The sequence below is a fragment of the Yoonia sp. genome (assembly GCF_017854565.1).
Lineage (GTDB): Bacteria > Pseudomonadota > Alphaproteobacteria > Rhodobacterales > Rhodobacteraceae > Yoonia.
Genome location: NZ_JAFMHJ010000013.1, coordinates 16,316 through 43,310 on the forward strand (window position 1 = coordinate 16,316; position 26,995 = coordinate 43,310).

A 26,995-nucleotide genomic window follows, 5' to 3' on the forward strand; every position below is an offset into this window, starting at 1 on the left:
CACTTAGTTCCCTACGTATCGCACGCAACCGGCATCGGTATTACGCAGTCAATTTGCGCAAAATAAACGTTTATCGCGCTGATATTGCTTGAAAATGCGAAAGGGGCCCAAAATTTGGACCCCGATCAAACCCTTGCGGCATCTGTGTCTTCAGCGATGGTTGGGCGTATTGCGATACAGGTTCGCCTGCGACAAGCTGCTCAACTGGGACACCGCACGTTGCGCCCCGCCGCGGCCCGCGCCCCATGACCGCTCATTCGTCCGCATCACCAGCAGGAAATGCGCGCACATCGTGACAGCGACCCAGGCGACAGCCAACCATGGCTTTGCCGCGAATGTGACCGCCAGTAGAAACGGCGCAAAAATGGTCCCCTGCAATGGTGAAATCAATGTGCCTGCGATCATGGCTGCGGCAACGGTGATGATCGCCGTTCCGACCAGTGCCCGCAGCACGCCGATCACGCCCTGCTGCCCCATCCAGCTGCGCGCGAGATACAGTGCGATCCCTGCGCTGACGCCCCCGGCAATCACGGCCCAATTATCATAAAGCGTTGGCTCCGGCGGGATTGCATTGGCGCCATCAAGGCCCGACATGACCAGGATTGTGATCCCGGCAGACATCGCCACGACGAACGCATATGCCATTGCAAGGCCACGTTCACCGCGTGTCAAATGAATAGTTGCCATAAACTGCGCGAACATTGCGCTTACTCCCAAACTATAAAATAGCACAATCACGTAATTTCATATCGACTGTTCTCATTATGTGCAAAATGGCACATATCAACGCCTTATGAACGCCTCTTTAATGCCATATTCGGCAAAATATCGCAAGGCGAAACGGCTAAAATTCGCCACAAGACTCATAATATACTGATTTTAATTGATATTTTATAAATGAGCCGAGACACGTACGCTGCGCTGCGGCGTGCAGGCGCGACAGGAAGTGTTAACAGTTCGTTCATATTGCGTTAATCGTTTCCACATCGCGTGGAAAATATGGCGTGTCGCCGCGCCATATGTCCAATTGTTGCATAATCCCCGAATCTCTAGGCCCGAAACACAAGGCTGGCACCGTTCAGACAATGCCGCTTACCCGTCGGCGCGGGCCCGTCATCAAAGATGTGGCCCAGATGGCTGCCACAGCGGCGGCAATGCACCTCGGTCCGTACCGAAAACAGCCTGCGATCAGCCTTCGTTGCGACAGCCCCCGGCAGGCTTTCGAAAAAGCTCGGCCAGCCCGTGCCGCTGTCATATTTCGCCGCGGACCCATAAAGCGGCAGGTCACAGCCCCGGCAATGATACGTCCCCTCGGCATAGTTCCGATCAAGCGGCGAAGACCCCGACCGCTCGGTCGCTTCTTCCCGCATGACCTGATATTGCAGATCGGTCAGCATGGCGCGCCACTCTGCCTCGGTCCGGGTCACTTCGAATGTCTCGGCCGCCTGCGCGATCCCGGACATCGCAACGCCTGTCAGGGCGATCACCATAAAATTCCGACGGTTCATAATGATGTCCTTTCGTTATTGCTGAAAAGTATAGTGCATCGCCCTGTGACAGGCGATGCACGTCCATGCGAGCGGGTGCAGGCGCACGCAAACTGGGAAACAAACGGTCGCCACCCACCCACATGAAACCTAGGACTTGGTTGCGGGCAGCATGACCGTGTCGATCACGTGGATCACGCCGTTGGACTGCATCACGTCGGCGACTGTCACCGTGGCAACCTGCCCCTGCTCGTCTTCCAGCATGATCACGCCGTTGTCATACGTCGCCTGCAATGTGCAGCCACCCAGCGTTGGCACCGGATGCTTGCCGTTATCATCCGCGATCATCCCCTGAATGGCTTGGGACAGCGCATTTGTCCCCACCACGTGGCAGGTCAGCACCTGCACCAGACGGTCCTTGTTTTCTGGCAGCAACAGTTTCTCGACCGACCCTGCGGGCAGTTTGGCAAATGCGTCATCGGTTGGCGCAAACACTGTGAACGGGCCATCGCCGGCCAATGTGTCGGCCAGGCCAGCCGCGACCACGGCGGCGACCAATGTCGTATGGATTGGGCTGTTGGATGCGTTTTCAACAATGTTCATGCTCGCCAGCATCTCGGCGCCACCGACCGTCGGGTTGGTCATGTGACCTGCGGCAAAAGCTGTCGAAGCCATTGCGATTGCAGTTGTGGCCGCCAGAATAAGTTTATGTGTCATGTTGTATCTCCGGTTCATGGTGGGGCGTTTTGCCCGACCGATGCCCAAGGCACGGCAGTCCGATACAAACAGTTTCAGCGAAAAGTCATATTTTCGATCACAGACGCGTGACCGACCCAACGGCCAACACATCACCCGTCGGCAACCCGGTAGGCGAGCCACCCAGCGGCTCATCACTGATCGCCAAGACACCCTCGGCCATCGCCATGACCAGCGCATCACCCACCGCAAGCGTCACATTGGTCTGGTCCGGCAACACGCCCAACGACACAGGTGCCGCGTCGCCCGCAATCAGCCACAGCTGCAACGTGCGCCCCGGACGGGCCCCGCCTTCGGTCCGGCTGATCAACAGCTGCCGGGTCTCGACATCGAAACTGGCCAGAACAATCAGACTGTTATCTTCAGCGGCAATTTCAGCCCGGTAATCCGGCACCACCGTCGGCGCCACATCCGGTTGCAGCGTCACCCACAAGACCGTCAGCGCCATGATCGTCATCGCAAAGGCCAAAGGCCGCGATCCCAACCGCTCCAGAATGGTCCGCGGCTTGCGCTGCGCCCCGAACAAGGCGGCGTTGATGCGGTCCTCGACCCCCTTGGGCGGCGCCACGGGGGCAATATCATCCGTCAATGATGCCAACGTGGTCGCCCAGAACGCATAAGCCTCGCGGGCCGCCGGATCCGTGACCATCTGCGCCTCAAATGCGCTGGCGGCGTCAGGGGTCAGCAAGCCAAGCGCGTATTCCGCAGCCTGCTCCATCCCTGCGCTGTCGTCTCCTGCGCTTTTGTTGACATCATCGGTCATCGTGACAAACACTCTTTCAATTTCATCAGACTGCGGCGCAGCCATGTGCGGATCGTATTCAGCGGTTGGTCATAGCGATCGGCCAACTCTTGATAGGTTTCGCCCTCCAGATAGGCGCGGCGCACCGCATCTGCCCGATCGGGCGACAGTTCATTCATACAGGCCACAATCTGGCCCCGGTCCGACGCCGCCAGCGTCAATGCCTCTGGCCCGGGCCGTGTATCGGCCAACGCCTCGGCTTCATCCATCGAGCCGCCCCCGGCCTTGCGGCGGGCACGTAACCGGTCAATCGACAGATTCCGCGCTATGGTAATCAACCAGGTCATCGGGCTCAGCCCATTCACCTGATAGCGGCTGGCATTATGCCATATCTTCACGAAAACCTCTTGCAGGGCGTCCTCGGCCTCTGCCTGTTCCCCTAAGACACGCAGGCATACACCAAAAAGTTTCGCCGACGTCGCACGATAAAGCGCGGCAAAGGCATCTCTGTCACCAAGTGCCATGCGGGCAATATAATCTTCGATGTCATTCAGTTCTGTCATGGTGCCACAGGTTTGACAGATCAGCGCCGAAAGACAAGCACGCGCAAACCCCCGCCGCACAAAACCGATTGCATGCCTTCCCCTTGCAGTGCTGCACGTTATGCTGCATTTCCAAAGGCACACCGATGTGACATTGATAAAAGGCAACCGATATGGCCGACGGCGCGATTGATATGCAGGCAAAACCCACCGAGGATATCTCCGTACGCGAGGTGTTCGGCATCGACAGCAATATGAAGATCAAGGGCTTTGCCGAACGATCCGAGCGGGTCCCGGAGATCGACCCCACCTATAAATTCGATCCCGACACGACATTGGCGATCCTTGCGGGCTTTGGCTACAACCGCCGCGTCATGATCCAAGGTTACCACGGCACGGGCAAATCGACGCATATCGAACAGGTCGCGGCGCGGCTGAACTGGCCCTGCGTGCGGGTGAACCTTGACAGCCATATCTCCCGGATCGACCTGATCGGCAAAGACGCGATCAAACTGCGCGACGGCGTGCAGGTGACCGAATTCCACGAAGGCATCCTGCCATGGGCGCTGCGCAATCCCGTGGCGATCGTGTTCGATGAATATGATGCAGGCCGCGCCGACGTGATGTTCGTCATTCAGCGCGTCCTCGAGGCAGACGGCAAGCTGACCCTGATGGATCAAAACGAAATCATCACGCCCAATCCCTACTTCCGCCTGTTCGCCACCGCCAACACGGTCGGTCTGGGCGACACCACCGGCCTCTACCACGGCACCCAGCAGATCAATCAGGCCCAGATGGACCGCTGGTCGCTCGTCGCCACGCTGAATTACCTGTCCCACGACGCCGAATCGGCCATCGTGCTGTCCAAGGCGCCGACCTACAATACCGACAAGGGCCGCAAGATCATCAGCCAGATGGTCACCGTGGCCGACCTGACGCGCACCGCCTTCATGAACGGTGACCTGTCGACCGTGATGTCACCCCGCACCGTTATCGCATGGGCCGAAAACGCGCGCATCTTTCAGGATGTGGGCTATGCCTTCCGCCTGTCGTTCCTGAACAAATGCGACGAACTGGAGCGCCAGACAGTCGCCGAATTCTACCAGCGCTGCTTTGACGAAGAACTCCCCGAAAGTGCGGCAAGCCTCAGCTTGGGCTAATGTAGGGCGGGGTTTACCCCGCCTTCCCCGCCACCCCGAAACAGACACTTTCCAAAACGCCTTATTGTCCGGCAATATATTTACCCTCATGCTGTAAATATGTGCTGTATGAAAACACGCCTCTTGCTTGCGACATTTTGCCTGACCCTCGCCAGTCCATGCGCGCAGGCACAATCGCTGCGCGCTGACGACCAACTGCGCACCTTCGCCACCTGCGCCGGGCGCCTGTCTGCGGTGATGGAATATCAATGGATGTTTGACGGCCCCGCCTCTGATCACACCAAGGCGCAGCGCGCCGCAGTGCTTGATCTGATCGCGGCCATCGTGCCCCCGGACCAAACCCGCGCCGTGCTGCATTGGCGCATCGCCGCCAAGGCAGCGCAATCGGCGCTGCTTCGCCGGGCGACGTTTAATGATGATCCCGCAGATGCCGATTGGGCGCGCCGGACGTCGGCGCGGATGACCCGCGCGTGCGCGTCCCTGCTGCTGGGTTAACCGCCCCGGCGTACATGCGCGGTATGTACGGGTTATGTACGCGATATTTATACGAAAAAATGTGGGGCTGGGGTATCCCCGCCCCACATCGTCACTGGTTAACTGCGGGCCGCTTTCGTGGCATTGGCCCACCACACAAGATCGTCAAACGTACTGGTCGCTGACGCTGCCAGATGTTCTTCGATCGTCTCGATTTCGGCATTGGCACCCAGCGGGTGTACCGCGAAAAAGTCACTGCCGCCGATATGAACCGCGCTGCGGGTCGGGACCATCTGCAACTCGACCGCGATGTTGCGCAGGTGCTCCAACGCCCGGGTGCCGCCGACCGACCCATAGGCAATCGCCGCCATCGGCTTGCGGTTCCATTCGGTATAGGCCTGATCCAGCGCGTTTTTCAGCGCCCCCGTGATCGACCGATTATATTCAGCGACAACAAAGATATAGCCGTCGAACTCCGCAATTTTTTCTTGCCATTTCACCGCGCGTTCGTCGCTGGAGGGCACCCATGCATTGCTGGCCGCTTCGTCAAACAGCGGCAGATCAAAGTCGCGCAGATCAACCAGTTCGACATCCATGTCGTCACGGGCTTGTGCCTGTTTGAGCATCCACGCCGCAGGTTTATCGGCAAAACGGGTTGCACGGGTCGATCCGATGATCAGGGCAATTTTTGGTTTATTTGTCATTGTTGGCTCCATAAAAACGGTGACATCTCTGCGTTCTATTTCGCGGATCGTCCGCTGCGGCACAATCCACACCAAAGCGCAGCCCCTGTGCAGGAAAGAAGAAACGCGCCCCCTCTTGCCCCGGCACCGATCCGGTGCTTTATGAATTACATGAGCAAACCAAGCGACAACCCCGCCGACCTATTCAAAAAGGCACTCGCCGAGGCCACCAAGGTCATGGCGAACGATCCGGAACTGGCCGTGACCTTTTCCGTCGATCCCGCCGGGCAAACAGCCGATACAATCCGCCTGCCGCAGGTCAGCCGCCGGATGACACGCGAAGAGGTGTTGCTGGCACGCGGCACCGCCGATGCCTTTGCGCTGCGACACAAATTCCACGACCCCAAAGTCGCTGCCCGCTACATGCCCCAGGGTCAGATGGCACGCGACCTTTACGATGCGATGGAAACCGCCCGAATAGAGGCCGTGGGCGCGCAATACATGCCCGGCACTGCGGGCAATATCGACGCCAAGATCGCATCAGAGGCGCAGCGCAAAGGCTATGATCAGATCACCCAAGCCGCCGACGCGCCGCTCTCTGTCGCTGCGGGCTATCTAATCCGCCACCTCGCCACCGGACGTGACCTGCCCAAGGGCGCTGACAACGTCATGGAGTTGTGGCGCGGTTTCATCGAAGAACAATGCGGTGGCACGCTCGAAAACCTTGCAGATACGCTGTCCGATCAAAAGGATTTTGCCAAGTTCGCCCGCCAGCTGATCAGCGATCTGGGCTACGGTGACCAGTTGGGCGATGATCCCGACAACCTTGACGACGACCAGGACGACGAAGCCGAAGACGGCAGCGAGGATGATCAGGAACCTGATAGCAGCGGTGACGATGACAGCGAAGGTGAAGATGCCGAAGCATCCCCCGAGCAGTCCCAAGAGGACCAGCAAGACGCGTCTGGGGCGCAGGTCAGCATGGACGACCAAGCCGACGCCGAAATGGGCGAAGAGACCGAAATGCCCGAAGGCGAGGCACCGCCAGAGCCGCCAGCCCCGCAGCCGGTATCGGACGCGGACCCCGATTATAAAGTCTACACCACCGAATTTGATGAAGAAATCCGGGCCGAAGATCTGGCCGAACCGGTCGAACTGGAGCGTTTGCGCGCTTATCTCGACCAACAGCTCGAGCCGCTCAAAGGTGCGGTGAGCCGACTGGCAAACAAACTGCAGCGCAGGTTGCAGGCGCAACAGAACCGATCGTGGGAGTTTGACCGCGAGGAAGGTATCCTGGATGCGGGACGTCTGGCCCGTGTGGTGGCCAGCCCCACAACACCGCTGTCGTTCAAGGTCGAAAAGGACACCGAATTTCGCGATACGATCGTGACGTTGCTGCTGGACAACTCTGGCTCCATGCGCGGGCGCCCGATTTCGATCGCTGCAATCTGTGCCGATGTGATGGCGCGGACGCTGGAGCGTTGCGATGTGAAGGTCGAGATTTTGGGCTTTACCACGAAGGCCTGGAAAGGCGGGCAGTCGCGCGAAAAATGGCTGGGCGAGGGCCGCCCCGCGACGCCCGGACGCCTGAATGATCTACGTCATATCATCTATAAATCTGCCGATGCGCCCTGGCGCCGTGCGCGACCCAATCTGGGCTTGATGATGAAAGAGGGCCTGCTGAAAGAAAACATCGACGGTGAGGCGCTTGAATGGGCATATCGCCGGATGGTCAACCGGCCAGAGCAACGCAGGGTGCTGATGGTGATTTCCGACGGCGCCCCTGTGGACGATTCAACCTTGTCGGTCAATCCTGCCAATTATCTGGAAAAGCACTTGCGCGATGTGATTGCCATGGTCGAAAAACGCAAAGCAGTCGAGCTGGTGGCGATCGGGATCGGCCATGACGTGACCCGCTATTACGAGCGGGCAGTGACCATTACCGACGTCGAGCAGTTGGCGGGGGCAATGACCGAGCAATTGGCAAGCCTGTTTGATACCGACCCGCGCAAGCGCGCCCGTGTTCTGGGGATGCGAAAGGTCAGATAGGGGACGATTTTTCCAGAAAAATCGTGGCCTCCGGCGGGAGTATTTTTCGGACATAAGAAAAGGAACCTATCGCATATGTTTCAGACGTTTGAAGCACAATCCTCTGCAATGCAGGGGCCACCCCGGCTGGCCGCCCTCAGGCTTTTGATGGCCAAGCGTGGCGTCGATGCATTTCTTGTTCCGCGCAGTGATGCGCATCAGGGTGAATATGTCGCGGCCCGTGACGCCCGGCTGGAATGGCTGACCGGTTTTTCCGGCTCTGCAGGGTTTTGCGTGGTTTTGCAGCATGCGGCGGGGGTGTTTGTCGATGGTCGTTACCGCGTGCAGGTCCGATCTGAGATCGCCGACGTTTACACTGTGGTTCACTGGCCCGAAGTCCAACTGGCCCAATGGCTGAAAGAGCAGATGCCCCATGGCGGTACGCTGGCCTATGATCCCTGGCTGCATACGGTGGATGAAATATCGGGACTGCGCAAAAATCTGACCACCATCAGCCTGCTGCCGGGCGACAATCTGGTTGATATGATCTGGGAGGCTCAACCGAGCGCGCCGGATGCCCCTTTCACTGCGCATCCGCTGGAATATGCCGGCGAAAGCCATGCTGCCAAACGCGCCCGGCTGGCAGCGGATATGGAGCACAAGGCCGCAGTCATCACCCTGCCGGACAGCATCGCCTGGCTTTTGAATATCCGCGGCACCGATATCGAGCGTAATCCCGTGCCACAGGCCTTTGCCATCTTGCATGACACGGGCCGGGTTGATCTGTTTGCCAGGCCCGGCAAAGCAAATGCCATTGGTGCCCATCTGGGACCGGATGTGGCCCTGCATGATGTCGCGGACTTTCTGGCGGCGCTGACCCAACTGGAGGGGCCGGTCCGCATTGATCCGAAATCCTGTCCTGATATTGTTGCCGCAGCCATGCGCGACAGGCATATGGATATTATCGAGGGCCGTGATCCCTGCATCATGCCCAAGGCCCGCAAGAACCCGGTCGAAATTGCGGGTGCCAAGGCCGCACATGTACGTGACGGGACGGCGATGGTTCGGTTTCTGGCATGGTTGGACGCGCAAGCCCCAAAAGGCTGTTTGACCGAGATTGACGTCGTGAAAGCACTGGAAGGGTTCAGGATTGCGACCAATGTCCTGCGCGACATCAGTTTTGAGACGATCAGCGGCGCAGGCCCGCACGGCGCCATTGTACACTACCGGGTGAACGAGACCACGAACCGTGCGGTCCAATCGGACGAATTGCTTTTGGTTGACAGTGGCGGGCAATATGATGACGGTACCACCGATATCACCCGCACAATCATCGTCGGAACACCGACTGAGGAACACCGTTGCTGCTATACGCGGGTATTGCAGGGGATGATTGCGATCAGTCGTATCCGTTTTCCCAAAGGGGTCGGCGGGCAACATCTGGATGCCTTGGCGCGCGCGCCACTGTGGCTGGCGGGGATGGATTATGATCATGGCACCGGGCACGGTGTTGGCAGTTATCTGAGCGTGCATGAGGGACCGCAGGGGATTTCGCGGCGATCAGACGTGCCGCTGGAGGCCGGTATGATTCTGTCGAACGAGCCTGGATATTACCGGGAGGGGGCTTTTGGCATCCGGATCGAGAACCTGATCGTTGTGACAGCGGCACCGGCCATTCCCGGTGCCGATGCACGCGAGATGCTGTGTTTTGAAACGCTCACCCATGTGCCGCTTGATCGGCGATTGATCGACACTGCGTTGCTGACAGGGGCAGAACGGGACTGGATTGATCACTATCATGCCGATACACTGTCACTTCTTGGACCGCTATTGGATGACGCGACCAACGCTTGGCTGACGCAGGCCTGCGCCCCGCTTTGATCTCAAAGCGTCATCTACCGGATAACATCTTGCGGTGATCACAAAGACATCGACGCTTTTGCACGAAAAGGACTTACGTCATGCCAGACCATATCAAAATTCGCCCCGTCACCGGAACTTGGGTTGTACGTGCGGGCGGCGCTGTATTGGGGGAAAGCACGCAGGCGCTTGAGCTGACTGAGGGCGACTACCCACCCGTGATCTACTTACCGCGAAGCGATATTGCCATGGCGTTTCTTGAGGCTTCGGAGACAACATCAACGTGCCCGTTCAAGGGTACGGCCAGCTATTACTCCATCATTGCCAAGAGCGGCGAAATCAAAGATGCTGTTTGGTCCTATGAGGATCCCAAAGACGGTGTTGCCGACATCAAGGGATATCTTGCTTTCTACAGTTCCAAAGTGGCTGTCGAACAGGTTTAGGCCAGACGCTCTATTTTCGGCAAAGGTATTGCAGCAGTCAGGAATGTTCCTCGGCTGCGGTGGCGGCGAGTGCGCGGTTCATTGCCTGCAATGCGTCCACCTGAAACAACGCACCCCAAAGTTCGGGCGGCGTATCTTCGCCACCCAACGTGACCACGGGAATAAACGCTTGTCCTGATTGTTCGAAGATCGGCATCGCCTGTTCAAGCGTTGCGTTGCCATCAATATAGACCCCCTCGCGGACCAAATCCCAACAGGCCGCTTCGGGTGCTGCGCGCAGCGTGCCAGTCGCGCGCATCACGTTGGCCACTTTGAACGTCGCCAGCAGATATGCCTGCGGCCCAGCCGCCAGATGCACATTGCGCCGCTCAAGCTGGGTCAGGAAAAACGACCTATCCACCAAACGCGATGACAACGCCGTCGACAATGATACCGACACCATCACGGCCAGACCCGTCTGCCAGTCACCCGTTAGTTCGAAAACAATCAATGTGGTTGAGATTGGCGCGCCAAGCACAGCCGCCGCCACCGCCCCCATGCCGGCAAGCGCATAAAGCGTCCCCTCGCCGGATACATTCGGAAAAATTGATGTCGCGATCAGCCCGAACACCAGCCCTGTCAGCGCACCGACCATCAGCGACGGAGAAAACACACCGCCGCCCATCCGTCCGCCCATGGTAATGGCAACCGCGATCACCTTGAGAATGACAAAGACAATCGCCTCGTGAAACAACAGCTCGCCCGTCAGGGCGGCCGATGTCGTCTCGTAGCCAACGCCGATGATGTGGGGCCACCAAATGGCGAGCAGCCCCAACAGCCCGCCCGCAACCGCAGGCCGCAGGAACCGGGGCAAGCCGGTAGCATCTTGCAGATAGCTCGCCACATTGTCTGCCCAGAAAACGGCCTTCATCAAAAGCACGGCAACAAGACCGCATACCAAGCCAAGCAACAAAAACGCGGGCAGTTCCACATAGAAGGCGATGGCGTTTAGCCCCGGCAAGACAAACTCTGTCACATCCCCGAACGCGAGGCGATTGATCACAGTACCTGCGACCGACGCAATCACGATCGGCGCAAAGGCGTGCATCGCAAAATGCCGCAGCACGACCTCGAGCGCGAAAAGCGCACCGGCAATTGGCGCGTTGAAGCTGGCTGAAACCGCAGCCGCCACCGCGCATCCCAACAAATCGCGCCCTGTGATCCCGTTCGCCTTTATCAGACGGCAAATCCCGGTGGATATAACTGCGGCAAGATGCACCACGGGACCCTCGCGGCCGCTGGACCCACCGGTTGAAAGCGTGATCAAGGACGCCACCGCCGAGGCCAAACCACGCCGCATCTCGACCCGACCCTCGTTGAGGGCAGCACCTTCGATGACGTCGGCCACGGACCGCACGCGCCCGTCATCTGTCAGGCGGTCCAGAAGCACCCCCACGGCAAGTCCGCCGCAAATCGGGATCAGCAAAATCTGATACCAGGCAAGTCCGGCGGCAAAGCTGGCCAGATTTGCGGGATCGTCCGTGCCGTAAAGTGTGGATTGCACAGCCTCAATACCCAGACGAAACAATAGCGCGGCTGTCCCCGCCGCAATCCCAATCACCAGAGCAATGAACCAGAACTGCACCTGGCTCGGCCCACGCGTTTTCATCACATGTACGGCGGCACCACACGCCAAGCCGAAGTCCGCAAAGCCCTGCGCGATAAATGACTTCAGTGGCTTGCTCATCGCGCGCGGACCCATCTGTGGCGTCTGGTTTCACGTGATTTATATCTGATGGGCCAACGGAACCGCACCGCGCCCGGACAGATCAAACCGCGCATGCCCTGTTCTAGGAGATCGACTGGTGCGGTCCAAGCCTTCAAATCAGGATATTGTACGATTGCACAAAACTATGTCCGATGATCCGTCAATTCAGAATGACCAAGCCGCATCTTGCCAACACTCATCGGGTTTCACCGCCTTTGTTCAGATTTGAGAAACACCCAATTCCAAAAGTATCCATCGGCTGCTTGTTGCCGATCACGAAACCGCGAGCGCGCGCGTTTTACGGATCAAATATTGCCGACATTCAACCCACATGCGGCATCCGCAATGCAATTAAAAAGCGAGTTCAATTACCCTGCGCATCTGCATCGCGAAGTGGCCACCGAAATGTCGCCACAGCCCGCTTATAAGTGAGGAATGGTGGTTAATTTGATAAAATCGTCCCATTATTTGGCATTTTCACGCTCACAAAGCCGCCCGTCAGATGGCGATAAAACGTCGATTGCGACAAAAATGCGCAACTCAGGGACGTTATGTCAGCAATAGTGACATACTTTGGGACAGGTTGATCTGCATTATCCACCTCTGCTACTTCACATACATGAGGTCGGTTTGACCTTGTGTCGTTAACGAGTGAACGGGTCGACTTCCATATAACAGCGGAAATCGGCTTATGTTTTCGGAAGGACACGTTTGCGGGTCCTTTCAAATACACATTGAAAGATGTGCGTGACGGAGGTGAGTGGCCGAAGCGTACAGCGTTACGAGTGGGTTGGGTAACCCGTAAAGTCCTGGAGGCGATGCATGCGGATGGCAGCTTTTGCTGGCAATGCGAGCGTCGCCTCCAATTTATTTTTATGGGTTGATGAGCGCCTTTGCCGCTGCGCGTGCGGCATCGGTTACAAGGTCACCCGACAACATGCGCGCAATTTCATCAATCCGCGCCGCCGCATCAAGCGCCACCACTGTCGATGTGGTCGCATCTTTGTTTTGCTGCTTTTCCACGCGCCAGTGATGCCCACCAAGCGCGGCGACTTGCGGCGAATGGGTCACGACAAGAACCTGCCCGCCCTGCGCCAAATCAGCCAACCGGCGCCCGACAGCGGCTGCCGTTGCCCCACCGACCCCACGATCAATTTCGTCGAAAATCATGGTTAGGCCATCGCTTGCCTGTGTCAGGCAAACCTTGAGCGCCAATAAAAAACGGCTCAATTCGCCACCTGATGCGATTTTGTTCAGCGGTCCGGCGGGCGCACCGGGGTTTGTAGCGACTGTGAAAGCCACGGCATCGCGGCCTTCCGGACCAGCGTCGGTCAGGGTGATCGTGGTCGCAAAAACCGCACGCTCCATCTTAAGAGGGGCAAGCTCGGCGGCCATGGCTTTGTCTAACCGCAACGCCGCCGTGTGCCGTTCCCGTGTTAGCCGATCAGCCGCGGCATCATAGATCGCCTGCGCCGTCTGCACATTGCCGTTAAGTGCCTTGAGGTCGCCCGCGCTGCCATCCAGCATCGCCAGCCGCGCGCGCAAATCATCCGCAAAGCCGCGAAGGTCATCCGCCAGAACCCCGTGCTTGCGGGCCAGACCGCGAATGGCAAACAACCGCTCTTCAACATCCTCAAGCTCGGCTGGGTTGAACGACAGCGCATCAAGGCAACTGAGAACGCCCTGCTGCGCATCGTCAAGCGCGACCAAAACACGTTCAATCGCTTCCAGCGGCGCGTCCAGCTGTCCTTCGGCGCGATCTGCCACCCCTTGCAGCCAGCGTGATGCGTCGTTGATCAACCCCTCCGCCCCGTTCAGCCCCAGCGCGTCACCAGCCCGGCCAATATCGGTGCGGATTTTTTCGGCTGCCTGCATCAGGCGCCGCTGTGTATCCAACGTCGCCTCTTCCCCGATTTCGGGGCCCAGCGCATCCAGTTCGGCGACCGCATGCCGCAGGTAATCTTCTTCAGCCTTGGCTGCATCAACACGCGCCTCAGCCGCTAGGAGCGCCTTGCGGGTCTGACCAAGCGTCCGCCAAGCATCGCGCACTTTGGCAGGCGTGGCGTCAACGTCGGCATAGGTATCCAGCATTTGCCGATGTCCGCGCGGGTTCAAAAGGCCACGGTCATCATGCTGCCCATGCAATTCGACCAGCGTCTCGGATAAGGCGCGCAGCACTTCACCGCTGACACGACGGTCATTGATCCATGCCGTCTTGCGCCCGTCGCGGCTGTTCACCCGGCGCAAAATCAGCTCATCCTCGATGGTGATCCCGGCCTCTTCCAAGACGGCATGGGCCGGATGCCCGGCTTCCAGATCAAACCAAGCGGTTACTTCGCCCTGATCCGCACCTTGGCGGACCAGTTCCGCCCGTCCGCGCCAGCCCAGCACGAACCCCAACGAATCCAGCAAAATGGATTTTCCGGCACCGGTTTCCCCGGTCAACACGTTCAGACCCGGTTGGAACGCCAGTTCCAGCCGGTCAATAATCAGCATGTCCCTGATATCTAAGCCGCGTAGCATGTGACAGCCCGTTGGGCGGGTATCAACCCGCGATGCTTACAGCCATTCACCACGCACCACCTGCCGGTAAATTGATGCCAGCCAGTTGTCGCCCGCCGCGTCTGCAGCAAGACCACGTCCCGTCAGCAAGACGTAGCTCGACTGATACCACTCGCTTGACCGATAGTTATAGCCAAGAATGGCAGCCGCTGTCTGCGCCTCTTCGACCAGACCCAGTGACAAATAGCATTCGACCAACCGGTGCAGCGCTTCAGCGGTGTGGCTGGTCGTTTGAAAATCCTCGACGACGGTGCGGAAACGGCTCGCTGCTGCAGCATAGTGACCGCGCTTGAGGTAATACCGTCCGATTTCCATCTCTTTGGCAGCCAGATGATCAAAAGCCAGATCGAATTTCAAGACCGACGTGCGGGCATATTCGCTGTCAGGATAGGTTTCGATGACAGCTCGCAATGCTTGCAACGCCTGAAACGTCAGACCCTGATCGCGCCCGATTTCGTCGATTTGATCGTAATAGGACAAGGCCAGCAGATAAGCGGCATAGGGCGCGTCCTGCTCGGCTGGGTAAAAGTCCAAATAGCGCTGTGCCGCGGCGCGGCTGTTGGGATAGTCTTCGTCGCGGTGATACGCAAATGCCTGCATGATCAACGCGCGCTTTGCATATTCGGAATAGGGATAGAGCCGCTCGATCTCGCCAAAGGAAAACGCCGCGTCTGCGGGTTGTCCCTCTGCGATCTGCAACTCTGCGCGCTCGAATATCTGTTGCGCGGTCAGATCCTCAAGCGGGACCCCCTTAGCGCCGCTACAAGCGGCCAGCAGCGCCAACGCCAAAACGGCGCCCCATCGCGCAACCCGGTGGCTTTTGGTGTGATGACTGCCTGACATTAGTGATGTCCCCAGAAGTGGTCGCTCGCGTTACGGGCGCTTTGGCCCTTGGTTGACCAATCGTCTAGCATAGAAAAATCGGGTGCAAAATGCCTTTTGCGGCAACTGCAGATCAACTGTTTCTATGAAAATTCACGCGACCGCGTGCAAATCGGCCATGCTGACACCTACACCGGGCAAACGCGCGGCGATTTTAGCGTCGCAATTGACCCAGCGCCATGCATCTGTCTGATCAAACAAGGCATGCAACAGACGGTTGGTCATCGCATGCCCCGCCCGTTTGCCGGTATAACGCCCAATGATCGGCGCACCGGCGGTATAAAGATCGCCCAAGGCGTCCAGCATCTTGTGGCGGACCGCCTCGTCAGGGTGGCGCAGACCGCCGGGGGTCAACACCTTGTCACCGTCGACAACCACCGCGTTTTCCATCGTACCACCAAGCGCCAAACCATTGGCGCGCATCGCATCCACGTCCGCCGATCGGCAGAACGTACGGCTATCGCACAGTTCGCGGACAAAGGTGCCATTCGCCATATTCAGCGTCTTACGCTGCTGACCGATGGCGACATCTGCGAAATCAATCTCAAATTCGATCTGCAGGCTGGTTGCAGGGGACAGCGTCGCGACCGACAGCCCATCGACAACCGACACGTCCTTTAGCACTTCAATCGCGCGCAGGGGGGCAGACAGACGGGTCAGGCCAGTCGCCACGATCCCGCGCACAAATGTCGCAGCACTGCCGTCAAGGATCGGCACCTCTGGGCCATCAATATCAATCAGCGCATTATGCACACCGCAGCCGGAAAGCGCGGCCATCAGATGTTCGATTGTCGATACGGTCACACCATCCGAAGTCTTCAGACGCGTGTTAAGGGGCGACACGACGACGTTGTCCCATCTCGCAGCCAACTGTGGTTGCCCAGCCAGATCAACACGGCGAAACACAATCCCGGTCGATGCCGGCGCTGGATGCACAACCACACGCGCGGCTGCGCCGGAGTGGAGGCCGGCGCCAGAAAAGACGACCTGTGATTTCAGCGTTGTTTGCACGGGGTTGCACCCTTTCCGGCTTCCAAGTTGCCATTGCAGTAAAGCGGCGGGCAAAATGTCTCAACTCACTCTTTGCAACCGTCTGAAACATGGCGGGGCTATATTGTGGCGACGGCCTAACATCAGCCGTAAACACCTGAGTTACAACGCAAAAAAGGCCGCCATGCGGCGGCCTTCTCAGATTATTTACCTCACGTCAAAGCGGCATGCAGCAACCGGGTTAGTTTGCCTGCCGACGCAGGAAGGCTGGAATCTCGATCCGGTCTTGATCTTCATTCGCTTCCGGCTCTTGGCGCAGCGCGGTCACCTGCGGCTGGTGGCGCGACGATTGCTGCCCTGTCACATCAGCCTGTGCGCCTGTCATCCGGTTGATGAGCGAGTTAATCCCAAAACGTGACTTTTCAGCCTCCGCAGGCGCGGCGGCAACCGGGCGGCGCTGCTCTTGGGGCTTTGGCGCACGGTTCACAGCGGCTTGCAGACGCGCCATTGCCTCTGCCGAAGGTGTGCCGGGTGCAGATGGACGCGGCGCAACAAACGTATCCGCCTCGGACAATGCGGGTGCCGGACGCGGCGTATAGGCTGGCGGCGGCAGATCGTCAGCAACGGCTGCGGATCTTGGCGCAGGCTCGGCGCGCGGCTGGAACGCCGCAGGCTCTGGCTGGGCGCGCGGGACGTCCATATCCTCGAACAAGGTACGCTCTTCGGCGACGGTTGCAGCAACAGCGGGTGCTTCTGCAACCGACTGCGGCGCTGGTGCTTCTGCTGAGACGGACTGTGCCAAAGGCGACGCCATCGACCGACGCGGCAGTGGCGTAGCTGCATTGCTGACAGCCGCGTCGATACCTGTGGCGACAACGGACACGCGCATCCTGCCTTCCATGCTGGTATCCAGAGTGGAGCCGACGATGATGTTCGCCTCAGGGTCGACCTTTTCACGGATTTTATTGGCCGCCTCGTCCAGCTCGAACAGGGTCAGGTCATAGCCACCGGTGATGTTGATCAGCACTCCACGCGCGCCTTCCAACGAGATTTCGTCCAACAGCGGGTTCGCAATCGCTTTTTCAGCAGCCTGAATAGCGCGATTTTCGCCTTCGGCTTCGCCGGTCCCCATCATCGCCTTGCCCATCTCATCCATCACGGCGCGTACGTCCGCAAAGTCGAGGTTGATCAGGCCGGGGCGGACCATCAGGTCAGTCACACCTTTGACGCCCTGATAAAGGACATCGTCAGCCAAAGCGAAGGCTTCGGTGAATGTTGTGTTTTCATTGGCCAGACGGAACAGGTTCTGGTTTGGAATGATGATCAGCGTGTCCACAACCTTTTGCAGGGCCTCAATGCCCGCTTCAGCTTGCTTCATCCGCTTGGCGCCTTCGAACTGGAACGGCTTGGTCACGACGCCAACAGTCAAAACACCTAATTCACGCGCTGCCTGCGCGATGATCGGGGCAGCGCCGGTGCCGGTGCCGCCGCCCATACCGGCGGTGATGAAACACATGTGCGCGCCTGCAAGGTGGTCAACGATCTGTTCGATGCTTTCTTCAGCGGCGGCGGCACCCACGGTTGCGCGCGCGCCGGCACCCAGACCTTCGGTCACTTTCAGACCCATCTGGATTTTCGCGGTCGAGCGCGACTGCTGCAGCGCCTGCGCATCGGTGTTGGCCACCACGAACTCGACGCCATCAAGCTGTTTCTCGATCATGTTGTTCACAGCATTGCCGCCCGCACCGCCAACCCCAAACACTGTGATGCGTGGCTTCAGTTCTTCATGCCCTGGAAGGGAAAGATTCAATGTCATAGCTCGATCCGCCTTTTTTTATTTGCCCGTCCCACCAGGCGCCTGTCTGCTTATTACTGTAATCTTAACCGGGTGGTGCTGAAAGGTCACGACAAAAACATAAAATAGCCACCAAATCTGGACAATATTTTCTGCTTTTGCCCTCGATGTCGGCCCATAGGCAAGATGTTGCGCATTACCAGTTGTCTTTAAACCATTTGACGGCACGTTTGAGTGACCGCGCGGGATATCTGTCGGCCGGAATTTCGAAATCCCACCATTCGTCCTGCGGATTCGCCGCAAAAAGCGTCAGGCCGACAGCACTTGAAAACGCGGGCCCGATGGCCGCCTGCGGCAATCCCTGCACCCGAAGCGGACGGCCAAGGCGGACCTGCTGGCCCAGAATTTTGCTTGCCAAACCGTCTAGCCCAGGAATTTGACTGCCGCCGCCTGTCAGCACAATTTGCTGACTTGGTAAATGCTCAAACCCTGCGGCATCCAGACGCGCGCGGACTTCCTCAAGGATTTCCTCGACACGTGGGCGCATGATCCCGATCAGTTCGGCCCGGCTGACAGTGCGGCGATCATGTTCCCAATCGCCGGTATCGCCGCCGATTTCAATCATCTCGCGGTCGTCCATGCCCGTAGCCACAACGCCGCCATAGAACGTCTTGATCCGCTCGGCGGTGGCCGCAGGAATTTGCAAACCCATGGAAATATCACTGGTCACGTGATCGCCGCCCATGCGCACCGCATCGGTGTAGATCATATGCTTTTTCATAAAGACAGAAATGCCCGTCGATCCACCGCCGAGATCAATGCAGGCCGCGCCGAGCTCCTGCTCATCTTCGACCAACGTCGACATCCCCGACGCATAAGCCGACGACGCAAGCCCGGCCAGTTCCAGATCGCACCGCTTGATGCAGTAGAAAATGTTCTGAATGGCCGTCGCGTCCACCGTCAGCATATGCATATCCGTGGTCAGCCGATGGCCGATCTGGCCGCGCGGGTCGGCCAAACCAGAGCGGTGATCAAGCGAAAAATTCACCGGTTGCGCGTGCAGCACTTCGCGGTTGGCACCATAATCGGGCACATCGCAATTCGCCATCACCTGACTGATATCCTGTTCGGTGACCATGCCGCCCGCCACATCCAGCGCCCCGTCAAGACCATAGGACCGCGGCCGCGCACCTGAAAGGCACGCAATCACATGATCGACCCGGACATTCGCCATCTTCTGTGCGGCCTGTACCGCCGTGCGAATGGCGCGCTCGGTTTCCTGCATTGCATCCACTTCACCGAAACGCACACCGCGCGACCGGGTTGTTGCGGCCCCAATCACGCGAAACTGCGACTGACCCGCCATTGAGCCAACGCCATCGACGCTGCGAAGCCGCTCGGGGCCGTCAAAACGCAGCACAAGGCAGGCAATCTTGGAGGTGCCCACATCCAAAATGGCTACCACACCGCGCTGCATGGCTGCTTTGCGCATTTGCCGCATCGCGCGCTGGCTGTCGTATAGATCGCCCATTAGTTGTATGCCCCTGCTTCATTGACGCGGCGCAATGCGGCCGCAGCTTCTTCGTTCATGCGCAGCGTCGGACGGCTGGCGTTGCGCAAGTCCACAACCGCCACGTCCCGCTCCAACATTTCTTGCGCATCATTCAGTGCGATCACCCGGTCAAGTGCTGCAACCGCCCCATCGCTGGGCAATAATATGCGTTGATCCCGATCCAGAATGATATCCCAGCGCCGCTCGCCCATGCGGACAAGGCCGCGCACGCGGGTCCTCAAAGGGCCGGCGCCAGCATAAAGGGCCAGCGCCTCGGTAATCTTATGCTTTGCGCCATCGCCCGCGATCAGTGGCAGGTCAAGCCGTTCCGCGCGTACCGCCACAGCACCCGCCTGCACACCGCCCGCGTCAATCAGATGCAAAACGCCTCCATCGCGCCACAATGCGACAGGCACCCGTGGCGTGATTTTAACCGCCAACGCGCCATCCTGCCCAACCCGGACACTGGCGGATTTAACCGCATCCAGTGCCTCGATCGTTTTGCGCATTGCTTCCAGATCCAGTTCAAACGACGACACCGGAAAGGCATCGGGCAGCAGCGCTGCAGCTTGCAGTTGCAGCGACTCATCCGCGCCGGAAATCGCGATGGACTGCACCATAAACTGCGGACGTTCCTGAAAGCCCTGCTTTGCCTGCAAGATTTGCGTGTTCAGCACTTCGCGGTTGGCAGGTTTGGAAAACCAAGACCCTGCAATGATCGCGATCAACAGGATCGGCACACCAATCCGCACGGAACCGCGAAACCCCGACGTCAGCATCAGACGCTGATAGCGATAGCCAAGCTTTGACGGCGCCGGATCACGCGGCGCGGCGGCCGGGCGACGTGGGGCGGTCAGCGGTCGCATGATGCGTCCTCGACCATCCAGCGGCAAAGCTGGGGGAAACTGATGCCCACATGCGCCGCCTGTTCAGGGGTGAGGGATGTGGGCGTCATACCGGGCTGGGTATTGGTTTCCAGCAGGATCAGCCCGGCAAGACCACGGGCTTCATCCCAGCGAAAATCGGTACGGGTAACGCCCCGACAGCCAAGCGCATTATGGGCACGCAACGCGTAATCCATGCAGGCATCAAAAATATTGGTCGGAATATCAGCAGGCAGCACATGACGCGACCCACCGGGCTTGTATTTGGCGTCATAGTCATACCAGCCGTCCGTCAGGATATCCGTGACGGTCAGCGCGCGGTCGCCGACAACGGTCGTGGTCAGTTCGCGACCGGGGGCAAACGCCTCGACCATGACGTGCTCGGGCATGTCGTCGGCCAACTGCGGTGGGCCATTGGCGGCGTCATGCACAATGTAAATACCAACGCTCGATCCCTCGTTGTTGGGTTTCACGACATAGGGCGGGGCCATCACATGGGCGGCGCGCACGTCAGCCGACGCGGCGATCACGCTTTCAACGACTGGCAGGCCCGCCTTGCGGAACACATCCTTGGTGCGCTGTTTGTCCAGCGTCAGCGCCGAGGCAAGAATGCCGGAATGCGTATAGGGAATACGCAACCATTCAAGGATACCTTGCACCGCACCGTCTTCGCCCCAGCGGCCATGCAAGGCGTTAAAAACGACATCAGGAGCGATTTCGATTAGGCGCGCAGCCACGTCGCGGCCAGCATCGACCTCGATCACTTCACATCCACTGTCCCGCAAAGCCGCCGCACATTCACGGCCCGAGCTGAGCGACACTGCGCGCTCTGCCGATGGGCCACCCATCAATACAACAACTTTCGGGTTTGCCCTGCTCGACATACCCTACCGCCTCAATCGCGGGTCTTTGGCGACCCGTCGTTTATCATGGTCCTGCCTTGGACCCTGGCCGTTCTGGCCAATTATTTTATGGTATCAGCGCCCAGACGTTTGCCGACCCGCATAATTTCCCACTCTAGCGTGATCTTGCTGGAATCGTAAACCTTTTTCCGCACCTGCTCGCCCAGATCTTCCAGATCGGCGGCTGTTGCACCACCGGCGTTGGTCAGGAAGTTGGAATGTTTCAAATTCATCACAGCGCCGCCTATAGCCGCGCCGCGCATTCCCGCGTCATCAATCACCTTCCACGCCTTTAATTCATGGGTGTCATCCGCAAGGCCGGTGGATGAAAATCCAGCCGGATTGCGAAATGTCGACCCTGCGGTACGATCCTTGGTCGGCTGTGTTTCATCGCGTTTGACCAACTGGTTCTGCATCTGTCGGACAAGCGTGACGGGGTCAGCCATAGGTGCAAGAAACCGTGCAGAAACGATAATGGCGCAATCTGGCAGTACGCTGCGGCGGTAGGCCAGCTGCAGTGCATCTGACGCCATTTCAACGATGCTGCCGTCACGTTGCACCACCAGAGCTGACGTCAGTACATCGGCCACATAACGTCCATAACACCCCGCATTCATCCGCAGCGCGCCACCGATTGTCCCCGGAATGGTGCGCAGAAATGTCAAATCCAGCCCCGCCTCAGCCGCCTTGCGCGCCACATGGGCATCCAGTGCGGCGGCCCCGGCGACGACGGTTTCGCCTGCAATTTCAATGGCGTTAAAACCGCGCCCCAGCCGAATCACAACGCCAGAAATACCACCATCACGCACGATCAGGTTGCTTCCGACCCCCATGGGGAAAACGGGCACGGCCGGATCCAGTGCCGCCAGAAACCCAGACAGGTCATCCATATCCGCAGGCTGAAACAACACCTCCGCAGGTCCGCCCACGCGCATCCATGTCAGGTCCGCAAGAACCCGGTTCATGGTCAGCGTTCCGCGCACCTGTGGCAAATCAAACATTCTGCAGTCTCTCAGCTTCATCCGAAGTCTATCTATTGCGGCGACGGTCGATCATCCAACCCAATGCCGCGCCCGCCAGTCCGCCGACGAACGCAGGCGCAAGTCCCACACTCGTGACGGCCAAAACACGCAGGGCCTGTGCCTCTGGTGACCGCGCCGCAATGAAGAACCCAACCAACACCGCCGCCCCCAGCACGCTGATCTGCGTGATCGCCAAACCTGTCCGGCCCCGCTCTGTCGCGCGAAACAGCAGTGCGAATCCCATCAGACAGGCCCCACAAAGCAGCGCTGCCAATCGCAATTCCGCCATCATCTGGCGACTGTCCGGCGCAGCCAGCGCCAAAAATACAGCAGCGGCCAGCGTAAAACCAGCCCCCCCACGACAAGCGCCAAGGCCCCGGCCCACACCCCGTCACGCCATGTCACCCAGACCAGCAAGGGTAGACCGACAGCAATCAGCACATACGCACGCCGCCAATGATTGTCATTTGACGGGATCGCCTGCATCACGAATGCAAGCACAACCCAAAGACAAATCACGCCCAATGACCCGATCATTTTGGAATCTCGGGATGCTGCCCGCATGCACGGCGATAGATGTAAATAAGAGGATTGCGGAACATTGAACCAAAGGCCAACGTGCCCAGAACGCCAAAAAACCAACCGTAGTCATAGCCGATCCAAATGATCAGGAACGGTGCGGCGATCAACAAGGTCACGCCCGGCGTGTATTGATATCGCATGGGCAGCAAAGCGACCACTGTCGCGGCAAGTACCCAAAAGCAGCCGATGATCGCCGATGGCGTCATTTTGCCAACCGTGCCGGCAGCCCATTGGCCCAAGCACTGATCGTGCCCGCGCCAAGACAGACGACCATATCCCCCGCTCTGGCTTGTTCACGCACAAGGCGTTCCAGATCGTCTTCGGATTCGACAGCGCGCGCATGACGATGCCCATGGCGGATCAGTCCAGCAACCAGATCATCGCGTCCGGCGCCAGCAATCGGGTCTTCGCCAGCGCCAAAGACATCCGCAATGCCAACAACGTCTGCATCGTTGAAACAGGCGCAGAATTCGTCAAAGTGATGCGACAGACGACTATAACGGTGTGGCTGATGCACAGCAATCACACGACCGGTCGTCGCTTGACGTGCCGCCTTGAGCACGGCAGTAATTTCGACGGGGTGGTGGCCGTAATCATCAATAATCGTCACGCCATCAACTTCGCCGACTTTCGTAAAGCGACGGTTTACGCCTTTGAAGCCCCTGAGCGCGGCACGGATTTCATCCTTTTTCATGCCCAGATGGCGCGCCACGGCAACCGCTGACAATGCATTGGACACGTTGTGATCCCCCGGCATCGGCAGCTCACAGCCGTCGATGACCGCATCTTCGCTTTGCAAGGCGATATCAAAATGGGCCACACCCGCCTTGTAGCTCAGGTTGACCGCGCGCACGTCGGCTTGCGCGTTGAACCCAAATGTCACAACGCGGCGATCCGTAATTTTGCCCACCAGCGCCTGCACTTCGGGATGATCGGTGCAGCAAACGGCAAGGCCGTAAAACGGGATATTCGACACGAAATCATAAAAGCCTTGGCGCAGGTTTTCGATTGTACCCCAATGTTCCATGTGTTCGGGATCAATATTCGTCACGATCGCTATGGTCGCAGGCAGGCGGTTAAAGGTGCCGTCGCTCTCGTCGGCCTCAACCACCATCCATTCGCCCTGCCCCATCCGCGCGTTTGAACCATAGGCGTGAATAATCCCACCATTGATCACCGTAGGATCAATACCGCCCTCGTCCAGCAAGGCGGCAACCATCGTCGTGGTGGTTGTCTTGCCATGGGTGCCTGCGACCGCCACGTTGGATTTCAAACGCATCAGTTCGGCCAGCATTTCGGCCCGGCGCACAACAGGCAGACCACGCTTGCGAGCCTCGTCCAGTTCGGGATTGCCCGGCTTAATGGCCGAGGAAATAACGACAACGTCAGCGCCAGCCAGATTATCGGCACGCTGGCCTTCGAATATCACGGCACCAAGCGCTTTCAGGCGATCTGTGATCTTCGATGCCTTCAGATCGGACCCCTGTACGATATAACCATGGTTCAACAAAACCTCGGCAATGCCGGACATGCCAATGCCACCGATCCCGACAAAGTGGATCGGACCAATATCAAGCGGAAGCTTTGTTGCTGCGTTCATCACCAGGTTCCCATCCATCAGTTGCTCCGCCCCTCTGCCAGATTTTCCACCAATTGCACAAGGCGGTCCGTGGCGTCCGGCACACCACAGCGCAATGCAGCTTGTGCCATTTTCATCGCGCCTCTTTCGTCGCTAAGCACAGTTTCGATCTGATCGGTCAGCACGGAAACCTGAAATTTGCTTTCGGGGATCAGGATTGCGGCGCCAGCATTAGCCAACTGGCGTGCATTTGCCGTCTGCTCGTCCCGGATCGCAATCGCCAAGGGGACCCAGATCGCCGGGCGTCCAATGATGCTGACATCGGCAACGGTCGATGCACCGGACCGCGCAATGACCAGCTGCGCCTCGGCCATCCGCTGGGGTACATCGGTAAAGAACGTCTGGACATCCGCCGTGATCAACTCGCTCGCATAGAAATCAGCAACACGCGCCAGATCCTCGGTGCGGGCCTGATGGCTCACGCGGATGTTGCGGCGCATATGTTCCGGCAGGGCCGCAATCGCAGGCGGGACGATATCGGACAGAATACGCGCGCCCTGACTGCCGCCCATCACGAGGATCGACATCGGGTAGTCCCCAGGCGGAATATAGGGTGCGCCTTCGCGTTCCAAGATGGCAGCACGCACCGGATTGCCAGTGTGCACGCCCTCCACGCCACTGGGCAGTTCAGTCGGCCAGGTACCGCACGCCACAATATTCACACGTTTGGCGAAGACCTGATTGACCCGCCCCAAAACGCCGTTCTGCTCGTGGATCATCCGCGGAATGCGCAACGCCCATGCCGCCGTCATAGCCGGGATCGCGGGATAGCCACCAAACCCCACAACCACGGTCGGCCGTTCACGCAACATCCGCCATTTCGCCGCAGCGATACCGCCCAAGATGCGAAACGGTGCAAGAAGTTTCGCGGCGATACCACCGCGCGCAAACGTGGCACTACCGACAACGGACAACGCGACGGCCTCGGGAAAGCCACCCGTATAACGCACGCCACGCGCATCCGTGGACAGCCGCACCCGCCAGCCCTTTTTCAGCATCGCCTCGGCCAAGGCCTGCGCAGGGAACATATGCCCACCGGTGCCACCTGCGGCGATAATCAACAAGGGGGCGGTCATCGGTTCGCCCTGCGCAGCAAGATGTCACCCATCTCGCCCTGCGGGCGCGTCCGGGTAAACGCCAGCAGCATCCCAACCGCAATGCCCCCCGCAATCAACGACGACCCCCCGTAACTGACAAACGGCAAAGTCATTCCCTTGGCTGGCAGCAAACGCACAGCCACGCCCATATTGATCATCGCCTGCACACCAAACGCACAGGCCAGCCCAGTGCCCGCAAGCCGAATAAACGGATCACGCTCTTTCATCAGGCGCAGCAGCGACCGGACGACGATCACTGTATACAATGCGATGATGACCAAGACGCAAATCAGCCCGTATTCCTCAGCCGCGACGGCAATGATGAAATCGGTATGGGCATCAGGCAGTGACCACTTCACCTGCCCCTCGCCCACGCCGACGCCAAAGAACCCGCCTTCGCGGATCGCGTTTGTCGCATAGCCAAGCTGAGTCGTCGGATCCAGATCCGGTGACAGAAAACCATCGATCCGACGGGCAAAATGTTCGGAATTGGCATAGGCAACCGCGCCACCAAAGACCACCAACGCGGCCAACACAAACAGCAACAGCATCGGCGCACCGGCGACAAAATACATCACCCCCCACGAAAACAAGATCAGACAGGCCTGCCCAAAGTCCGGCTGCAATGCCAAAATCAGCACAATAACCACGGTCAGAACAAAGGAATAGGATTTGCCAGGCGGTCCACCAACCTGCTGAGACGCCGAAAGCAACCAGGCCGCCATGACAATGAACCCAGGCTTGAGAAATTCCGATGGCTGGACCGATGCAAAGCCCAGCGAATACCAGCGCACCGCACCTTTGCCAAAATCAGTACCAAAGACCGGCAGCATCGCCAGCGCAGCAAATGCCGCCAGAAACCCCAGCACGGCCAGCCGGCGGACCAGCGTAGGCGACATCATCGACACCGCAAACATCACGGCCATGGCCATACCGCCAAAAATTGCCTGCCGGATCACATAGTAAAAAGGCTCCAAGCCATTCTTGGCCGCAAGCGGTGGCGAAGACGCCAACCCCAACAGCAAGCCGATCCCGCAAAGAACAAGAATGCAACACATCGACCACTTGTCAATTGTCCGCCACCATCGTGGAAGAACCGGGTCACCGGATTGAACCGGGACCGTCCCATAGACCATTTCCGTCATGGATCACCGCCAATACTGCCT

General features: G+C 58.8%; 26 protein-coding genes. 5 read left to right on the forward strand and 21 right to left on the reverse strand.

What is annotated here, in order from left to right:
- Positions 1-150: 150 nt before the first annotated feature.
- From QZ196_RS07475 to QZ196_RS07495, 5 genes are all read right to left on the reverse strand, one after another.
- A complete protein-coding gene (locus QZ196_RS07475; protein ID WP_296425185.1) occupies positions 151-645 on the reverse strand; it encodes a hypothetical protein in 495 nt (164 codons plus the stop codon).
- 404 nt (positions 646-1,049) lie between these two features.
- Entirely contained in the window at positions 1,050-1,508 is a 459-nt protein-coding gene (msrB, locus tag QZ196_RS07480) for a peptide-methionine (R)-S-oxide reductase MsrB (RefSeq protein ID WP_296425186.1), read from the reverse strand.
- Between the two features lie 129 nt (positions 1,509-1,637).
- On the reverse strand, positions 1,638-2,204 hold the full coding sequence (locus QZ196_RS07485) for a fasciclin domain-containing protein (protein WP_296425187.1): 567 nt from the start codon (positions 2,202-2,204) through the stop codon (positions 1,638-1,640).
- 97 nt (positions 2,205-2,301) lie between these two features.
- Positions 2,302-3,006, reverse strand: a complete 705-nt coding sequence (locus QZ196_RS07490) for an anti-sigma factor (RefSeq protein WP_296425188.1) — start codon at positions 3,004-3,006, stop codon at positions 2,302-2,304.
- Positions 3,003-3,548 carry a sigma-70 family RNA polymerase sigma factor gene (locus tag QZ196_RS07495; RefSeq protein WP_296425189.1) on the reverse strand — a complete coding sequence of 182 codons (546 nt, stop codon included), beginning with the start codon at positions 3,546-3,548 and terminating at the stop codon, positions 3,003-3,005. The genes QZ196_RS07490 and QZ196_RS07495 overlap by 4 nt, the downstream gene beginning before the upstream one ends.
- Positions 3,549-3,700: 152 nt before the next feature.
- On the opposite strand from QZ196_RS07495, the gene cobS reads away from it, so the two are divergent.
- Both cobS and QZ196_RS07505 read left to right on the forward strand, forming a co-directional pair.
- A complete protein-coding gene (gene cobS / locus QZ196_RS07500) occupies positions 3,701-4,687 on the forward strand; it encodes a cobaltochelatase subunit CobS (protein ID WP_296425190.1) in 987 nt (328 codons plus the stop codon).
- A 108-nt stretch (positions 4,688-4,795) separates the two neighbouring features.
- On the forward strand, positions 4,796-5,182 hold the full coding sequence (locus tag QZ196_RS07505; RefSeq protein WP_296425191.1) for a hypothetical protein: 387 nt from the start codon (positions 4,796-4,798) through the stop codon (positions 5,180-5,182).
- Positions 5,183-5,280: 98 nt separating this feature from the next.
- On the opposite strand, the gene QZ196_RS07510 is transcribed toward QZ196_RS07505, so the two are convergent.
- The gene (locus QZ196_RS07510; RefSeq protein ID WP_296425192.1) at positions 5,281-5,865 is read right to left on the reverse strand and encodes an NAD(P)H-dependent oxidoreductase; all 585 of its coding nucleotides are present in this window, start codon (positions 5,863-5,865) and stop codon (positions 5,281-5,283) included.
- A 150-nt stretch (positions 5,866-6,015) separates the two neighbouring features.
- On the opposite strand from QZ196_RS07510, the gene cobT reads away from it, so the two are divergent.
- The 3 genes from cobT (at position 6,016) to QZ196_RS07525 (ending at position 10,175) form a co-directional block, all read left to right on the forward strand.
- A complete protein-coding gene (gene cobT, locus QZ196_RS07515) occupies positions 6,016-7,893 on the forward strand; it encodes a cobaltochelatase subunit CobT (RefSeq protein ID WP_296425193.1) in 1,878 nt (625 codons plus the stop codon).
- 75 nt (positions 7,894-7,968) lie between these two features.
- Positions 7,969-9,753 carry an aminopeptidase P family protein gene (locus tag QZ196_RS07520; protein ID WP_296425194.1) on the forward strand — a complete coding sequence of 595 codons (1,785 nt, stop codon included), beginning with the start codon at positions 7,969-7,971 and terminating at the stop codon, positions 9,751-9,753.
- An 80-nt stretch (positions 9,754-9,833) separates the two neighbouring features.
- Entirely contained in the window at positions 9,834-10,175 is a 342-nt protein-coding gene (locus tag QZ196_RS07525; RefSeq protein WP_296425195.1) for a DUF427 domain-containing protein, read from the forward strand.
- Positions 10,176-10,212: 37 nt separating this feature from the next.
- Here QZ196_RS07525 and QZ196_RS07530 read toward each other — a convergent pair whose 3' ends face one another.
- From QZ196_RS07530 to ftsW, 15 genes are all read right to left on the reverse strand, one after another.
- Positions 10,213-11,901, reverse strand: a complete 1,689-nt coding sequence (locus QZ196_RS07530; protein WP_296425196.1) for a chloride channel protein — start codon at positions 11,899-11,901, stop codon at positions 10,213-10,215.
- 894 nt (positions 11,902-12,795) lie between these two features.
- Positions 12,796-14,445: a DNA repair protein RecN gene (gene recN, locus QZ196_RS07535; protein ID WP_296425197.1), complete on the reverse strand. Its 1,650-nt coding sequence runs from the start codon at positions 14,443-14,445 to the stop codon at positions 12,796-12,798.
- Between the two features lie 36 nt (positions 14,446-14,481).
- Positions 14,482-15,327: an outer membrane protein assembly factor BamD gene (locus QZ196_RS07540; RefSeq protein WP_296425198.1), complete on the reverse strand. Its 846-nt coding sequence runs from the start codon at positions 15,325-15,327 to the stop codon at positions 14,482-14,484.
- A 132-nt stretch (positions 15,328-15,459) separates the two neighbouring features.
- The gene (gene lpxC / locus QZ196_RS07545) at positions 15,460-16,377 is read right to left on the reverse strand and encodes a UDP-3-O-acyl-N-acetylglucosamine deacetylase (protein ID WP_296425199.1); all 918 of its coding nucleotides are present in this window, start codon (positions 16,375-16,377) and stop codon (positions 15,460-15,462) included.
- Positions 16,378-16,597: 220 nt separating this feature from the next.
- On the reverse strand, positions 16,598-18,172 hold the full coding sequence (gene ftsZ, locus QZ196_RS07550; RefSeq protein ID WP_296425200.1) for a cell division protein FtsZ: 1,575 nt from the start codon (positions 18,170-18,172) through the stop codon (positions 16,598-16,600).
- A gap of 175 nt (positions 18,173-18,347) precedes the next feature.
- The gene (gene ftsA, locus QZ196_RS07555) at positions 18,348-19,682 is read right to left on the reverse strand and encodes a cell division protein FtsA (protein WP_296425201.1); all 1,335 of its coding nucleotides are present in this window, start codon (positions 19,680-19,682) and stop codon (positions 18,348-18,350) included.
- Positions 19,682-20,569: a cell division protein FtsQ/DivIB gene (locus QZ196_RS07560; RefSeq protein WP_296425202.1), complete on the reverse strand. Its 888-nt coding sequence runs from the start codon at positions 20,567-20,569 to the stop codon at positions 19,682-19,684. The genes ftsA and QZ196_RS07560 overlap by 1 nt, the downstream gene beginning before the upstream one ends.
- Positions 20,557-21,435, reverse strand: a complete 879-nt coding sequence (locus tag QZ196_RS07565) for a D-alanine--D-alanine ligase (protein ID WP_296425245.1) — start codon at positions 21,433-21,435, stop codon at positions 20,557-20,559. Before QZ196_RS07565 ends, QZ196_RS07560 begins: the two co-directional genes overlap by 13 nt.
- 116 nt (positions 21,436-21,551) lie before the next feature.
- Positions 21,552-22,490, reverse strand: a complete 939-nt coding sequence (gene murB / locus QZ196_RS07570; RefSeq protein WP_296425203.1) for a UDP-N-acetylmuramate dehydrogenase — start codon at positions 22,488-22,490, stop codon at positions 21,552-21,554.
- A 28-nt stretch (positions 22,491-22,518) separates the two neighbouring features.
- Complete coding sequence (locus QZ196_RS07575) at positions 22,519-22,755, reverse strand: hypothetical protein (protein ID WP_296425204.1); 237 nt, start codon at positions 22,753-22,755, stop codon at positions 22,519-22,521.
- 44 nt (positions 22,756-22,799) lie between these two features.
- The gene (locus tag QZ196_RS07580; RefSeq protein ID WP_296425205.1) at positions 22,800-23,048 is read right to left on the reverse strand and encodes a DUF2484 family protein; all 249 of its coding nucleotides are present in this window, start codon (positions 23,046-23,048) and stop codon (positions 22,800-22,802) included.
- Entirely contained in the window at positions 23,045-23,299 is a 255-nt protein-coding gene (locus tag QZ196_RS07585; protein WP_296425206.1) for a DUF2484 family protein, read from the reverse strand. Before QZ196_RS07585 ends, QZ196_RS07580 begins: the two co-directional genes overlap by 4 nt.
- Positions 23,296-24,693 carry a UDP-N-acetylmuramate--L-alanine ligase gene (gene murC, locus QZ196_RS07590; RefSeq protein WP_296425246.1) on the reverse strand — a complete coding sequence of 466 codons (1,398 nt, stop codon included), beginning with the start codon at positions 24,691-24,693 and terminating at the stop codon, positions 23,296-23,298. Before murC ends, QZ196_RS07585 begins: the two co-directional genes overlap by 4 nt.
- A gap of 17 nt (positions 24,694-24,710) precedes the next feature.
- Positions 24,711-25,808, reverse strand: coding sequence for a UDP-N-acetylglucosamine--N-acetylmuramyl-(pentapeptide) pyrophosphoryl-undecaprenol N-acetylglucosamine transferase (locus tag QZ196_RS07595; RefSeq protein ID WP_296425207.1), 1,098 nt, complete (start codon positions 25,806-25,808; stop codon positions 24,711-24,713).
- Positions 25,805-26,974, reverse strand: a complete 1,170-nt coding sequence (gene ftsW / locus QZ196_RS07600; protein ID WP_296425208.1) for a putative lipid II flippase FtsW — start codon at positions 26,972-26,974, stop codon at positions 25,805-25,807. Before ftsW ends, QZ196_RS07595 begins: the two co-directional genes overlap by 4 nt.
- Positions 26,975-26,995 lie beyond the last annotated feature (21 nt).